Genomic DNA, 14,918 nt, shown 5'->3' with positions numbered 1-14,918 from the left:
TCTCCCTACTGATTTGCCCACTCGCGCACGTCGACGAAATGCCCTGCGATCGCCGCAGCCGCCGCCATCGCGGGACTCACCAGATGCGTACGGCCGCCCTTGCCTTGACGTCCCTCGAAGTTGCGATTCGACGTGCTGGCGCATCGCTCGCCCGGCTGCAGAACGTCGGGATTCATTGCGAGGCACATGCTGCATCCCGATTCGCGCCACTCGAAACCCGCTTCGGTGAAAATTCTGTCGAGGCCGAGGCTCTCAGCTTGCGCCTTGACCTCCTGCGAACCCGGCACCACCATCGCGTGAACCGTAGGCGCAACTTTGTGACCCTTGACGATACCGGCCGCAGTCTGAAGATCGCTCAGCCGCGAATTCGTACACGATCCGATGAACACTCGATCGATCTTGATGTCCTCGATTTTCGTGCCCGGCCGCAGAGCCATGTAGGTTAGCGCGCGCTCGACCGTCTCGCGCTGCTGCTTGTCGCCAATCTCCGCGGGATTCGGCACGCTCCCGCGCACGTCGGTGACCATCCCGGGATTCGTGCCCCAGGTCACCTGCGGCGCGAACATCGCCGCGTCAAACACCACGCTGCGATCGAACTTCGCGCCGTCGTCGGTGCGGCAATTGAGCCATCGCGCCGCCAGCGCGTCAAACTCCTTACCGCTCGGGATATACCGCCGGCCTCGCAGATAATCGACGGTGGTCTTGTCCGCGGCGACCATCCCGGCGCGCGCGCCGCCTTCGATCGACATGTTGCAAACCGTCATGCGCTCTTCCATCGAGAGCGCCGCGACCGCGGTGCCCCGGTACTCGATCACGTGGCCGGTCGCGCCGCTGGTGTTGAGCCTGCCGATGATGCCGAGAATTAAATCTTTCGCGCCGACTCCGGTGCCGAGCCTTCCATCGACGCGAATCTCGAACGTCTGCGGCCGCTCTTCCCACAAGCACTGCGTCGCCAGCACGTGCTCAACTTCGCTGGTGCCGATTCCGAACGCGAGCGCACCGAAGGCGCCGTGCGTCGCGGTATGGCTGTCGCCGCAGACGATCGTCATACCGGGCTGCGTGAGTCCAAGCTCGGGGCCGATAACGTGCACGATTCCCTGCTCGCGCGAGCCGATATCGAACAGCCGCAATCCAAACTCCGCACAGTTGCGCCGCAGCGTCTCGATCTGCAATTTCGAATCGACGTCGGTGATCGGCTTGCTGCGATCGGTCGTCGGCACGTTGTGATCCTGCGTCGCGTAGGTGCGATGCGGCGCGCGAACCTTCCGCCCCGAATGACGCAGACCTTCGAACGCCTGCGGCGAGGTGACTTCGTGGACCAGGTGCAAATCGATGTAGAGCAGGGAAGGCTCATGCTGTTTTTCGCAGACGACATGTTCTTCCCAGATTTTTTCGAACAGGGTTTTTGCGGCCATTGCGTTTCAACTCCCGCCGCGTCGGGCGGCGTAACGATTTTATTGCGAAACTTCTATTCTTCAAACCGCGGCCGCGCGGCGCCCATTCTTGCCGCGCGAATAGCGCTCGATCCGATCCGACAGCTTGCTCGCGAAGGTGCTGAACGAGGCCAACTCACCGCGCGAAAATCCGCTCCAGATAGCCTCGATTGCTGCCTGTCGCGACGCGCGCAGCTCCGCGAGCGTTCGGTGTCCCTTTGCGGTCAGCTTGTAGCTCCGGTTTCTGCGATCGGCGCGTCCAATCGCGGCCGAGACCAGCCCGGCGTCGAGCAATTGGCGGAGTATTTTCGATACCGCCGCGGCCGAGCTGTCGCGGCTGCGCGCGAACATCGACGGAATAAAATGCTCGGTCGAGATTTCCTCGAGCACGCGCCACTGCTCGATCGTAATTCCCGCGTCTCGTGCGAGCACTTCGCGCCGGCGCTCGAAAAGTTCTGCGAGCGAAGCCATCGCCTCGATCGCGCGAAAAATCGGATCACGTCGTTCAACTGCTTGCATCAGGCAAGATATTAACTATAGTTTATCAATCTTTGCAAGCAACGATTCAAGAAGGATAGGGCGATGTCCAAATTCTTCGACCAGCTGACTCCCGAACTGACAGAATTCATCCGCGCGCAGCCGGTGTTCTTCGTCGCCACCGCAGCGCCGGAAGGCCGCATCAACCTGTCTCCCAAGGGGATGGACACCTTCAGGGTCCTCGATGAAAAGCGGGTCGCCTACCTTGACCTCACCGGAAGCGGGAACGAAACCGCGGCGCATCTGCTGCACGACGGTCGCATCACGATAATGTTTTGCTCGTTCGACAAGAACGCCGAAATCGCGCGCATCTACGGTCGCGGCGTGGTGATTCAGCCGAGTGACGAACGCTGGCGCGATCTCATCGCCAACTTTCCGCAGCTGCCCGGCGTGCGGCAGGTGATGGAGATTCGCGTCGAGTCCGGGATGACGTCATGCGGATATGCAGTGCCGCGGATGCGTGAGATGACCGCGCGCGACACGCTCGAAAAATACTGGACGAAAAGGGGAGAGCAGGCGAAGGAGGATTACTGGCAGAAGCACAACCTGCGCAGTATCGACGGCTTGCGTACCGGGATGCTCGAAGCCACGTCGCGAACGCGTCGCTGAAGACCGCACTATTTGATTCGACGCGACGGCGCGGCGCGCTCCGCTTTTGCCAGCCCGCGCGTGACGGCTTCATCCCCGAATTTCTTCGCGACCGAATCCAGCGCTCGATTCAGCCGGTCGCGCTTGCGATCCTCCACGGGAGCCGATTCGAACAGTCCGAACTGGGTGTCGTCCGTCCGTTCAAGCTGGCGCACCTGGACGCCGGCGAGGCGAATCTTGTCCGTGCCGTCGACCTTGGCCAGCAGCGCCATCGCGACTCGTGAGATCTCCGGCCCGTCGTTAGTGGTGCCGTCGAGTGAAAAACTGCGCGTGATCAGTGGATAGCGTCCGCCGCCGAGCGGACGCGCGAGTTTCAGCTTGAGCGTGATCGTTCGCGCGCGTACACCATCTGCGCGAAGCCGGCGCGCGATCGCGTCGCCATGCGCAATCAGAGCGCGACGGAGTTCGAGCGAATCGAGCGCGTGATCGCGCGCAAAAGTATTTTCTTCGCCGTAAGACTTGCGCCGCCAATCGCCCTCAACCGTGCGCGAGTCGTGGCCGGAAGCGAGTTCCTGCAGATGCGGCCCCATCGAGCCAAACAGGCCCTTTAGCTCGCCTGGATCGCGGCGCGCGAGATCGCCGATGGTCCTGATTTCCTGCGCGTGCAGCCGCGCGAGCGTCACGCGGCCCACGCCCCACAAGCGTTCTACGGGCAACGGCGTCAGGAACTCGCGCAGAATTTCCGGCCCTACCACGAGCAACCCGTCGGGCTTCGACAAATCGCTCAGAATTTTCGCCGCCATCTTGGTCGGCGCGACACCGACCGACGCGACCAGGCCGGTCTCTTCGAGCACGCGGCGCTTAAGATCGCGCGCGGCGTCGATCGGGGGACCGAGCAGGCGCTCGGTGCCGGTCAGATCAATAAACGCTTCGTCGAGCGAGAGCGGCTCGACCACCGGACTGAAGCTCTCGAACACGCGGCGCACGACGCGCGAGATTTCGACGTAGCGCTTCATGCGACCCGGCAGAAACACCGCATGCGGGCAGAGCTTGTGCGCCTGCGCTGTGGGCATGGCCGAGCGCACGCCGAATTTGCGAGCTTCGTATGACGCAGACGTCACCACGCCGCGGGCACTGCTGCCGCCGACGATTACCGGCAGTCCGCGCAGCGCAGGATTGTCGAGCACCTCGACCGACGCGTAAAACGCGTCCATGTCGGCATGCGCAATCACACGCGGCCAATGCGTCGCGCTGCCTGATGTTGGAACGTCGGCCATGTTCCCCGAGCGGATTCTACTTCTGTGGCGAAAGTTTTGCGAAGGTCGCGTCGGCCGCAGCTTCTCCACTTCGGATGCAGTCGGGAATTCCGACGCCGCGATACACCGCGCCCGCAATCGCGAACGCTGGAATCTCCGCGATCGAAGTCTCGATCTGCGCAACTCGCGCAAGATGGCCGACTTCATACTGCGGCATCGAGTCGGGCCATCGACGGACTTCGGCAAATCCCGGCGCCGTGCTGACTCCGAGCAGCGCGCGGAACTCGTCGCGCACTGCGGTGACCATCTCGTCGTCGCTGAGGCTCATCATATCGCGGCTCATCTCACCACCGACGAACGCACGGGCAAGGATTGCGCCGGCCGGTGCGCGTCCTTCGAACTTGAAGCTGGAAAAGCTGCCCGCGATTATTCGCCGATGCTCCGCCGCAGGCACTACGAAGCCGAACGCGCGCGGTGGCCCGTCGAAGTCGCTTTCGTGAAACGTCAGGTTGACTGTAGCCGCCGACGCATAACTGATCTCGGCGAGCATCTTCGCGGCCGCAGGCGCAATCTCCGCGACGATTCGCGATGTGGCGTACGCCGGGGCGGCGCAGATAACAGCGTCAGCATCGATCGACTCGCCCCTCGCGAGTGCGAGACGCCAGTTATCCGCCTTTCGCGACATCGAGATGACTTCCGCGCCCTTGCGAATCGATCCGCCCAGCCGCGTCGCCAGCGCCTCGGGCAGCGTCGCCATTCCATTTTTGAAGCTCTGGAACAGGCTCCAGCGCGCACCGCTTGTATCACTGTTTGCCGCACGCGCTTTCGCTGCCGCGCGCATTCCCTTGACGACGCTGCCGTGCCGCCGTTCCATCTCGACAAAACGGGGCATCGTCGCCGACATACTGAGCCGCCCCGGATCCGCAGTGTAAATTCCGCCCGCGAGCGCCTGCGCAACGCGGTCGAGTACCTCGCGACCGAGGCGCCGCGTCACGAATGATTCGAGACTCTCGTCGTCGCCGCTCGTGCGGGGGGCGATGTATGGCTCCAGCGCTATGCGTAATTTTCCAAGCGGCGAGAAGAGAGCGCTTCGGAAAACCGGACCAAGATGCGCTGGCGCGAGCAGCGAAAATCCCGGCGGAATCTCGACCAGCTGCCCCGCGCGCACAACGTAGGTCTTGCGATAAATCTCGCGGGTCGGAATCAGTTGCGCGCCCAGCCCAAGTCTCTGTGCCAGCGCGGCGCACGCCGGTTTTTCTGAAAGAAACGAATCCGCGCCGGTCTCGATTACAAATCCGTCGCGCCTGATGGTCTCGAGCGCTCCGCCGCATCGCGCGCTGCGCTCGAGCAAGTGCACCTCGAGAGGAAATTCGCGCGCGGCAGCCAGCTCGCGCAGTCGATAGGCCGCGGCGAGTCCGGTGATTCCGCCGCCTATCACTGCAACCCGCTTGATTTCTGGGGCGCTGCTCGTTTGGAAGCCCTTCCTCGAATAATTGATCAGCGCGAATGCGCCGCGACGATTGACGCCATCATCTCGATAAACAGCGGATGGTCGCCGACCGTCGGCGCGCGTTCCATCCTGATTCCCGCGTCGCGCGCGACTTGCGCCGCTTCGATATCGAGATCGTACAGCACCTCGACGTGGTCGCACAAAAAACCGATCGGCACGACGACGGCGGTCTTCGCGTCGAGCCTTCGAAGTGTCTCCTCGATATCGGGTTCGAGCCACGCCTCGCGCGGATTTCCGCTGCGACTTTGATACGCGAATTGCCAAGTGTCGATTCCGAGATCCGCCGCGACCATCCGCGCCGATTGCGTGAGCTGCTCGACATACGGCCCCGCCTGTGCCATCGCGAGCGGAATACTGTGTGCGGTGAAAACCAGCCTCGCGCGCGCTCGCTCGGGACGGTCAAGTCGGCCGAATGCCTTCACTGCTCGCAATGCCACCGCACTGACGAACAGCGGATCATCATGCCAGGACTCGGGATAGACAACCTCAGGCGCCGCTTCGCCCAGCTCAGCAAGGGCGTCGTTGACGGTTGCCTGGTAGCGCTCGAAGCTCGCCTCGCTGCGATGCGCCGCCATGATGAATGCGAGCACGCGGCGCGCGCCACTGTCGGCGAGCGCCCGCAATGAGGTGGAAATGTACGGCGTCCAGTTGCGCATTCCGACCGCGACCGGCGAATGCACGTTTTTTGTCTGGAGGTGCGTGCGCAGGGCCGCAGCCTGTCGCATCGTGAGATCGTTATAGGGCGAGCGGCCGCCGAGAAGATCATAATGATGCACGACCTCCTCGTAGCGCTCGCGCGGAATCGGCCGGCCGCGCAGCACGTTGTCGAGAAACGGGCGCACTTCGTTGGCGCGGGTCGGGCCACCGAATCCGATCATCAGCACCGCATCGCATTTTGCCTTCGCGGCCATCGCGTCAGCGCGCGCTCATCTCGTGAACCGCATCGATGAGCGCGATCGCGTGATCGACTGGAGTCTCGGGAAGTATCCCGTGGCCGAGATTGAAGATGTGGCCGGGACGTCCGCCCGCCTGATCGAGAATCGCGCGCGCACGCGTGCGGATTTCGGCAACACCTGCAAACAGGGCAATCGGATCGAGATTTCCCTGCACCGCGACGCTGTAGTTGAGGCGCGCCCACGCGTCGGCGAGATCGACGCGCCAATCGAGGCCGATCACGTCGCCGCCCGCCTCGCGCATCAGCTCGAGCAGGTTCCCCGTCACCGTGCCGAAATGGATTACCGGCACGTCAGCGGGAATCGCCGCGATCACCGACGCCGTATGCGGCAGCACGAAGCGCTGGTAGTCGTCGGGGCCGAGGCTGCCGACCCAGCTGTCGAAAATCTGCACGAGGTCGGCGCCCGCCGCGATTTGCATCTTTAGATAGTCCGCAGTGATGCGTGCGAGCAGCTCCATCAGGCGATGCCACGTTTCGGGCTGGGTGTACATAAAAGTCTTGGTCGCCTGGTATTGGCGCGACGAGCCGCCTTCGATCAGATACGACGCGAGGGTGAAGGGGGCGCCGGCAAATCCAATCAGCGGCATCGTCGTGCCGAGTGCGCGATGCACCAGCTTGATCGCGTCGCCGACAAAACCGAGCGCAGACACATCGACCGCGGGAATCCGTTCGAGGTCGGCTTCGGTGCGAATAGGGCGATCGATCACGGGCCCGTCGCCTTTTTCGTAGTGCAGTCCGACTTCCATCGGGATGAGCGGCAGCAGGATGTCGGCGAAAATAATCGCCGCATCCACTTTGAGCCGCTCGACCGCCGTGACGGTGACCTCAGCCGACAGCTCGGGCCGCTTGCACATGTCGAGAAAGTCGTGCTGCTCGCGAACGCGACGATACTCCGGCATGTAGCGGCCCGCCTGGCGCATCAACCAGATCGGAGTGTAGGGAGTCGGCTCGCGCCGGCATGCCTTCATCATCGGATGATCGGCGAGCGCGGATCGCGGCGCGCTCAAACTTGCGGCGCGCTTCGGAATTGGCGACTCCACGACTTCAATCCTATCCGCGTCCGCGCGCTTGGCGATCAGAATCAAAGTGGCCTGCGCAGCCGCCTCTTTGATGAGATGGCCGAGCTTCGAGTGCTCGGGCTCGAAGTCGACGCGTAGACCGTACGCGCGAATCTGCTCGGAGCAGACCGGGCCGATCGATCCTACCGCCATCCGCGCGAAGCCGCGCTTGACGCTTTCGCCGATTCCTTCTGCCTCCGCGAGCTGGATGACGTTGGTGACCTGGTTCGAGCTGGTGAAAATCGCGACGTCTGCCGCACCGGCTGCGATGGCGTCCAAGGCCGTGCGCAGCGGCGCGCGATCTGCGGGCAGCGTCCATCGGTAGACCGGAACTATGGTGACGCGCGCGCCGCGTGCCTCGAGACCTGCGGTCAATTCGTGATTGGAAACGCCGTACTCCTGCACTGCGACGCGTTTGCCCTTGAGATCGACCTGCGCCGCGAGCGCACTCAGCACTTCGCGCCACGTGTTCGGCTCCGGCACGACGATCGATGGCTCGATGCCAAGATCGCGCATCGCGCGAATCGGTTTCGGTCCGCGCGCCACGGTTACGATCGCGGCCAGCGCCGATACGAGCGCCGCGCGCTGATGCCGAGTCTCCATCGCGGCGAACAGTGCGCGGGTGCCGACGCCGGTCATGAAGATAACGGCGTCGAACTCGCCAGCGAGCAGGCGCTCGGCGAAATCCAGCGCCGCGTGATTGTCTTCGAGAGGAACTTCGCGCATCGCCGGCGCGATGATCGCGACGCCGCCGCGCCGCTCGATCATCGTGGCGACTTCCGCCGCCATCCGGCTCTCGAAGGCGACGACCCGCAGTCCGGCGAAGCCGGGCGTAATGTCCGAGGAATTGAATTGTGTCTCAGGGGTCATCGCGAGCGGCCGGTGCCGCATCGTCAATCTTGCCGCGCGCACGACATCCCGTCCACTCCCTCCTCTTGCTTGACAGATTTCAGCAGTTACATTATATTCACAATATTATGAAAGTGGTTAATCGAGACAAAGGCCGCGCAGGATTCATCGAACGCTTCGCGTCGGTGCTGACCGAGTCAGGGTTTCCGCGAATGCCGGCGCGGGTGTTCGCCGCCCTGCTCGCTACCGATTCGGGGCGGCTTACTGCGGCGGAGTTGGCCGGCTTGCTTCATGTGAGCGCGGCGGCGATTTCCGGGGCGGTCAGCTACCTGGTGCAGGTCAATCTGGCCAGCCGCGAAGCGGAGCCCGGTTCGCGCCGCGAGCATTACCGGGTGCACAACGAGACCTGGTACGAGGCTATCGCGCGCAAGGACCAGGCGCTCGATCGATGCGAGCGCAGTTTGCGCGACGGAATCGAGGTAGTGGGACGCGAGACGGCGGCGGGAGCGCGGATTGCTGAGACGCTGGCGTTTTTCGAGTTTATCCAGACCGAGTTGCCGGCGATGCTGGAGCGGTGGCGCGCGCGCAAAGCCGAGCTGTCGTTCTCCAATACCAGGCGGTCGACTCCGATGACGCGCTCAAAGAATGACCGCATGGCGGCTGCAAAATGAACCAACTGAATATCCGAGCGTTCGCGGGAATCCTGCAGCTCTTTATCATGCTCGGGCTGACGATTTTTCTCCCCGCGTGGACATTCGATTATTGGCAGGCGTGGATTGTGGTCGCGGTTTTTTTCGGGTGCACCATCGCAATCACTCTCTACCTGATGAAAAATGATCCGAAACTGCTCGAACGGCGGGTAAGTGCGGGCGTTGTTGCCGAGCACGAGAAGAACCAGAAGATCATCCAGGCGTTCGCGGCGTTGGCATTCATCGCGCTGTTCGTGGTGTCCAGCCTCGATCATCGCTTCGGGTGGTCCAGGGTGCCGTCCTATCTGGTGGCGATTGGCGACGTTCTGATCGTGATCGGGTTCTACCTGGTGTTTCGGGTGTTCAAGGAAAACAGCTTCGCATCCGGAACGATCGAAATCGGCGACGAGCAGAAGGTCATCATGACTGGGCCGTATGCGCTGGTGCGGCATCCGATGTATGTCGGCGCGATGGTTATGCTGGTGGGGGTGCCGCTGGCGCTTGGGTCTTTGTGGGGATTGGTCGCGCTGGTGCCGATGATGGTGGTGCTGGTTGCGAGGCTCCGTGATGAAGAGAGATTTTTGGCGAAGAACCTTGCCGGGTATTGTGAGTATCAGAGCAAGGTCAGGTATCACCTGCTGCCATTGATTTGGTAACTCGTGCCTCCTTAGATTGGAGGCGCGATGAATCGACGGATTTTACTCGCGGTCGCGAGCACGCTGCTCCTCATCGCGCTCACCGGTTCAGTCGGCGCCGAGCCGAGTGCATCGGCGACGCCTGCTGCGGGCGACCTGCAAGCCTCGATTGATTCGGCGCAGGAGCCTATCTTCGACGGCCTCGGAAATCTTCATCATCCTGTCACTACGAAGACTAATTCCACTCTGGCGCAGCGGTTTTTTGATCAGGGCCTGACTTTCGTTTACGCCTTTAACGACGACGAGGCGGCTGGGTCGTTCGAGGAAGCGGCGCATCTCGATCCCGAGATGGCGATGGCTTATTGGGGGATTGCCCTTTCGCTCGGGCCAAATATCAATCTGCCGGAAGACACCGATCGCGGCAAAATGGCGTATGCGGCGATCTCCAAGGCGAAATCACTCGAGGAAAATGCCAGTGCGGCTGAGCGCGAATATATCGACGCACTGACGAATCGTTATGCGCCTGACGGCAGGATGAGTGACGAGTTGCAGCTCGCGTATGCGAATGCGATGCGCGAAGTTGCGCGCCGTAATCCCGACGACCCCGACGCGGGTGCGCTGTTCGCCGAAGCGATGATGGATCTGCATCCGTGGGCGCTCTGGACTACCGACGGCAAGCCGGTGGACGGGACGCCTGATATTGTCGCGACGCTCGAAGGCGTGATGGCGAAGTATCCGGATCATCTCGGGGCGAATCACTATTACATTCATGCGGTCGAAGCGTCGCCCGATCCGGGGCGCGCTCTCGCTGCCGCGCAACGGCTCCCAAAGCTGGCACCAGCGGCGGGGCATATTGTGCATATGCCGTCGCACATTTATTTTCGCATCGGCGACTACGACGCTTCCGCTACCGCCAATGAAGCCGCGATCAAGGCGGACAAGATTTATCTGCGCGAGCGCAACCCCAAGGGCATCTACCCGATGATGTACGTTCCGCACAACATCCAATTTCTGTGGGCGTCGTACATGATGGAGGGCAACAGCCGGGGCGCATTCAAGGCGTCGCGCGAACTCGACGCGGCGGTGCCGCTTGCGATGGTGCGGCAGATGCCGATGGCGGAGTTCATGTCACCCACGCGATATTTCACCGAGGCGCGCTTCTCGAATTGGGACGCGATTCTCAAGGAGCCGCCGCCGCCGGCCGATCTGACGTTCACGACCGGCGTCTGGCATTATGCACGCGGCCTCGCGCTAGCGGCGAAGAATCGTCCCGACGACGCGCTCGCTGAAAAAAAGAAAGTCGACGAGATTATCGCGGCGACGCCGGCCGACCGGATCGTGGGATTCAATACGGCCGACAAATTGCTCGCGATGGGATCGGCGACGCTCGCCGGCGAGATCGAATCGGCCAAGGGCAATCATGACGGGGCGATCAACTATTTTAAGGAAGCCGTCGCGATTCAGGACGCGCTCAACTACGAGGAGCCGCCGCCATGGTACTATCCGGTGCGCGAAACGCTCGGGATGGAATTGCTGGCGGCCGGCAAAAACGCCGATGCGGAGCAGGTCTTTCGCGAAGACCTTAAGCAGAATCCCGAAAATGGATGGTCGCTCAACGGACTCGCGCTGTGTCTTCACGCGCGCAACGCGTCGGACGAAGCGGCGAGCGTCGACGGGCGGTTGAAGAAAGCATGGGCACATGCGGATGTGAAGTTGCCGGGGGTTGATTGTGACGGCAGATAAGACGGCGGCATCGAACTGAGGCAGAACATTAAATGCGGAACCCACCGTGGGTTCCGCACCTCCTTGGGCAGGGGTGACCCCTGCACCCAGTACTAATCGCAAAATGGCGAGGACGCCCTTTTGCTCTCAGGGTCTTTTGTAGGACGAAATTTATTTCGTCGTCCTCGGTCCTCGTCCGGGCTCTCCTTGACGAGCAGAGGCGACGGAATAAATTCCGTCCTACTGACTGATAGTAACGCTGTGCGAGAAATTCCGTTGCTCGTTTCGCGATTGGTGTGTTAGCAGTCGGTTATGGTGAACGGACCTAACACAACGCGGAGAATCGTAATGACTATCTGGACTCGGATTGGGAGTTGGCGGCTGATTTTTTTGACCGTGGTCGCATCGGTTGGAATTTCAGCGAGCGCGTCGGCGGTGCGGGCGCAGATTCAGCCGGTTGCGACCAGTACTAGTGAAGCGGCGCCGATTCCCGAGACACAGATTCCCGCGGACGTTACGGCTGCGATCAACTCGCCGGAACGGCCGGCAGCCGACAAGGCGCTCGACGCAGGTCGCAAGCCGGATCAGATCCTGGCGTTCTACGGAATCAAGCCCGGGATGAAGGTTGCCGATATATTCGCGGGCGGCGGTTACATGACGGAGCTGTATGCGCGAATCGTGGGGCCGACCGGCAAGGTTTATTCGCAGAACGGTCCGTTTCCGGAGCAATTCAAGAAAATCGAAGATCAATGGAACGAGCGGCTCAAGGAGCCTGCGCTCAAGAACGTGGTCAAGGTCAGCAAGCCATTCGACGCGCCCGACCTGCTGCCGGTGCCGCCTGATTCGCTCGACGCCGTGATTATCCATCTCAACTACCATGACCTGGTCGGCTTCAAATTGAATCGTGAGAACGTGAACGCTGCGGTGTTCAAGGCGCTCAAGCCCGGCGGTATCTATGGGATCGTCGATCACAGCGCCGCGGCGGGGACCGGCGATACGCAGACCTCGACGCTCCATCGCATCGACGAGCAATTCTTAATCAAGGACGTCGAGAAGGCGGGCTTCAGACTTTACGGCGCGTCGAGCGCACTGCGGCATCCGGAGGACGATCGCACCTGGATCGTGTTTAAGCATCGCGGCGAGACCGATCGCTTCATGCTCAAGTTCGTGAAAGCGCCGGCGGTCGCGACGGGCGTCAGCGGTTCGGGGTCGGGACAATGAACGTCGGACTATTCGCGCTGGGAATCGGCACGGGCGCGCGTCCCGAAGCGATTTTGAAAACGGCGGCCGAGGCTGAGCGTCGAGGAATCTCCACGCTGTGGGTGGGCGAGCACGTCGTGTTGTTCGATCGGCAGGAGTCGAAGTATCCGTACGCCGAGAGCGGCGAGTTTCCATTGCCTGGAGGTGCGGACTGGCTCGATCCGTTTATCACGCTCACGTTTGCGGCGGCGGTCACCAAAACGATTCGGCTGGCGACGGGAATTTGTCTCGTGCCCGAGCACAATCCGTTGGTGCTGGCCAAGGAAGTCGCGAGCCTGGACCGGCTGTCGGGCGGGCGATTCGCGCTGGGGGTGGGAATCGGATGGTCGGCGGAAGAGTTCGCGGCGCTCGGGATTCCGTTCGAGCGGCGCGCGCAGCGGACGCGCGAATATATCGAAGTGATGCGGCTGCTGTGGTCCGTTGACGTGACGAGCTTCCACGGCGAGTTCGTGAATTTCGACGCGGCGAAGTGTTTTCCGAAGCCGGAGCGTCGGGCCAAACTGCCAATAATTTTCGGCGGCGAAAGCGGGCCTGCGTTGAAGCGTACCGCGGATATCGGGAATGGGTGGTTCGGGTTCAATGTCGGACCCGATGATGCGGGGCCGTTGGCGGACAAGCTGCGTGCGATGGTGAAGGCGAATCGGCGCGATGAGGGTGAAGTTGAGATAATCGTCAGCCCGTACACCAAGAAGATTACGGTTGATGATTTGAAGAAGTACGGCGACGCCGGCGTTAACGAGCTGGTGATAATAACCAGTCCGCCCGAAGACGAGTCGCAGATCGGCGAGTGGATCGAGCGGATTGCGCAGGAGTGGGTGGAGCCGGCGGCGAAGTTGAGCTGATGGGCAAAGGAGCGCTGTGCGATTTCAGGACCGGAACCGGCTTCGCTGACGCGAAACTGTCCGAGATCCTTCCTGCCGCTCGCGTTGCTCGCTTCGTCAGGATGACACGTCGGAGAGGATTTCGCGAGCCTTGCTTAGATCGATCGCGATCTGGGCTTTCAGCGCGTCGGGGGTGTCGAATTTTTTTTCGGGGCGGATTCGCTCTACCAGTTCCAGTTTGATGCGATTGTCGTAGATGTCGCGATTGAAATCGAAGATGTGCGCCTCGATCGAGCGGGCGGATTCCGCGAACGTCGGGCGCATCCCGATGTTGGTGATCGACGGGTACGCGCCGTCGTCGAGGATTACGCGAGTGGCGTAGACGCCGTCGGGCGGGATGCATTCGGTTTCGCTGGCGAGGTTCGCGGTGGGGAATCCGATAGTGCGGCCGCGCTCGCGTCCGCGCACGACGGGACCGCTCAGAAAGTGGTAGCGGCCCAGCAGCCTCGCGGCGCGATGCATGTCGCCGGTCGTGATCGCCTCGCGCACCTTGGTTGAACTGACTTCGATACCGTCGACTTTCACCGGACCGACCACGTCGGTATCGAAGCCGAGTTCGCGCCCAAGTTCGACCATCACGGCGGCGTTGCCTGCGCGATTGTGGCCGAAGCTGACGCTGTGGCCGACGACGACCTCACGCACGCCGATTTTTCCGCGCAGATAGTCGCGTACGAATTCGCGCGGCGGGAGCAGGCTCAGCTCGAGCGTGAATTTGATCACGATCACGCCGTCGATCCCCGAGAGCCGCAGCAGTTCGAGCTTGTCGTCGGGTGTGAGGATCAACTTCGGAGCGCGGGCAGGGACCAGCAGCTTGGCGGGCAGCGGATTGAAGGTGAGCGCGAAGGCCGTGCCGCCGGCCGCGCGAGCGCGATCTATTGCCGCCTTCAGAATCGCGCGATGGCCGAGGTGGACGCCGTCGAAATTTCCGATCGCGGTGACCGGGTAGGGATGGCGTTCGAGCGCTTCGAGGTCGCGGATTATCTCCATTCAGTTTTTCGTTGTGCGCGCCGCGCCGCCTTAATCGCTCGCGAGATCTTTCATCATCGTGTCCGCTGAGGCCGCTTCCGGAGTTCCCGCGTGATCGGCTTGCAGCTTCTGCAGCGTCAGGCGCGCGTCGATTCGATCGTTCAGCTTCACAAACGCCTGCGCCTCACGCAGCAACGCGGCGCTCGCATACTTGCCCTTGGGAAAGCGCATCACGAGATCGTTGAACTGCAAAATCGCCTGGTCGTAGGCGCCGTTTTCGAACAACGCGTTCGCGGCGAAATATTCTGCGGGCTCGCTCAGCGGGGATTTCGGGTACGCATGCTGCAGCTTGGTGAAGCGGGCGACCGCGAGCGGATACTTGCCGGCCTTCATCGCGTCGAGGCCTTCGCGATAAACCTTGATCCCCGGCTCGTTGGAGGTCGCGGCGGCGGCGATTTCCTGATCGAGTTCGGCGGGCCAGGTCGGCGCGATTTCCGCGGGCGTTGCCGGTGGAGCAACCGCGCCGGCCGGCGGTTCCGTCGCAGCCACTGCGGCGCCGGGACCGACGCTGTCCGCGGG

Annotated in this window: 14 protein-coding genes; 6 read left to right on the top strand and 8 right to left on the bottom strand. The window is 62.2% G+C overall.

Annotated elements, in window-relative coordinates; all coding sequences use genetic code 11:
• Positions 1-5: 5 nt before the first annotated feature.
• The gene (leuC, locus tag WB650_RS04260) at positions 6-1,415 is read right to left on the bottom strand and encodes a 3-isopropylmalate dehydratase large subunit (RefSeq protein WP_422301202.1); all 1,410 of its coding nucleotides are present in this window, start codon (positions 1,413-1,415) and stop codon (positions 6-8) included.
• Positions 1,416-1,475: 60 nt separating this feature from the next.
• Positions 1,476-1,952: a MarR family winged helix-turn-helix transcriptional regulator gene (locus tag WB650_RS04255; protein ID WP_422301204.1), complete on the bottom strand. Its 477-nt coding sequence runs from the start codon at positions 1,950-1,952 to the stop codon at positions 1,476-1,478.
• A gap of 63 nt (positions 1,953-2,015) precedes the next feature.
• Between WB650_RS04255 and WB650_RS04250 the strand changes: the two genes are divergently transcribed.
• A complete protein-coding gene (locus WB650_RS04250; RefSeq protein ID WP_422301206.1) occupies positions 2,016-2,579 on the top strand; it encodes a pyridoxamine 5'-phosphate oxidase family protein in 564 nt (187 codons plus the stop codon).
• Between the two features lie 8 nt (positions 2,580-2,587).
• Here the strand turns inward: WB650_RS04250 and dinB are convergent, their stop codons facing one another.
• From dinB to hemE, 4 genes are read right to left on the bottom strand one after another with little or no spacing between them, the layout of a single operon-like run.
• Positions 2,588-3,835 carry a DNA polymerase IV gene (gene dinB / locus WB650_RS04245; RefSeq protein ID WP_423959569.1) on the bottom strand — a complete coding sequence of 416 codons (1,248 nt, stop codon included), beginning with the start codon at positions 3,833-3,835 and terminating at the stop codon, positions 2,588-2,590.
• A gap of 16 nt (positions 3,836-3,851) precedes the next feature.
• Positions 3,852-5,252, bottom strand: a complete 1,401-nt coding sequence (hemG, locus tag WB650_RS04240; RefSeq protein ID WP_422301210.1) for a protoporphyrinogen oxidase — start codon at positions 5,250-5,252, stop codon at positions 3,852-3,854.
• Positions 5,253-5,311: 59 nt separating this feature from the next.
• Positions 5,312-6,235, bottom strand: coding sequence for a ferrochelatase (gene hemH, locus WB650_RS04235; protein ID WP_422301212.1), 924 nt, complete (start codon positions 6,233-6,235; stop codon positions 5,312-5,314).
• A 4-nt stretch (positions 6,236-6,239) separates the two neighbouring features.
• Positions 6,240-8,228, bottom strand: a complete 1,989-nt coding sequence (gene hemE, locus WB650_RS04230; protein WP_422301214.1) for a uroporphyrinogen decarboxylase — start codon at positions 8,226-8,228, stop codon at positions 6,240-6,242.
• Between the two features lie 86 nt (positions 8,229-8,314).
• Here hemE and WB650_RS04225 point away from each other — a divergent pair, with 86 nt between their 5' ends.
• The 5 genes from WB650_RS04225 (at position 8,315) to WB650_RS04205 (ending at position 13,334) form a co-directional block, all read left to right on the top strand.
• Entirely contained in the window at positions 8,315-8,857 is a 543-nt protein-coding gene (locus WB650_RS04225) for a GbsR/MarR family transcriptional regulator (protein ID WP_422301216.1), read from the top strand.
• Positions 8,854-9,531, top strand: a complete 678-nt coding sequence (locus WB650_RS04220; protein ID WP_422301218.1) for a methyltransferase family protein — start codon at positions 8,854-8,856, stop codon at positions 9,529-9,531. The genes WB650_RS04225 and WB650_RS04220 overlap by 4 nt, the downstream gene beginning before the upstream one ends.
• Positions 9,532-9,558: 27 nt before the next feature.
• Positions 9,559-11,253, top strand: a complete 1,695-nt coding sequence (locus WB650_RS04215) for a hypothetical protein (protein ID WP_423959567.1) — start codon at positions 9,559-9,561, stop codon at positions 11,251-11,253.
• Positions 11,254-11,580: 327 nt separating this feature from the next.
• Positions 11,581-12,453, top strand: coding sequence for a class I SAM-dependent methyltransferase (locus tag WB650_RS04210; protein ID WP_422301222.1), 873 nt, complete (start codon positions 11,581-11,583; stop codon positions 12,451-12,453).
• Positions 12,450-13,334, top strand: a complete 885-nt coding sequence (locus WB650_RS04205; RefSeq protein ID WP_422301224.1) for an LLM class F420-dependent oxidoreductase — start codon at positions 12,450-12,452, stop codon at positions 13,332-13,334. Before WB650_RS04210 ends, WB650_RS04205 begins: the two co-directional genes overlap by 4 nt.
• A gap of 96 nt (positions 13,335-13,430) precedes the next feature.
• On the opposite strand, the gene WB650_RS04200 is transcribed toward WB650_RS04205, so the two are convergent.
• Both WB650_RS04200 and bamD read right to left on the bottom strand, forming a co-directional pair.
• The gene (locus WB650_RS04200; protein WP_422301226.1) at positions 13,431-14,360 is read right to left on the bottom strand and encodes a bifunctional riboflavin kinase/FAD synthetase; all 930 of its coding nucleotides are present in this window, start codon (positions 14,358-14,360) and stop codon (positions 13,431-13,433) included.
• Between the two features lie 30 nt (positions 14,361-14,390).
• On the bottom strand, positions 14,391-14,918 hold a 528-nt coding region (gene bamD / locus WB650_RS04195; protein ID WP_423959564.1), incomplete at its 5' end, for an outer membrane protein assembly factor BamD.

It is taken from the genome of Binatus sp. (SeqCode) (assembly GCF_049584895.1).
Classification (GTDB): domain Bacteria; phylum Desulfobacterota; class Binatia; order Binatales; family Binataceae; genus Binatus.
The sequence above is the reverse complement of the archived record's forward strand: the minus strand, read 5'-3'. Positions and strand labels throughout refer to the sequence as shown.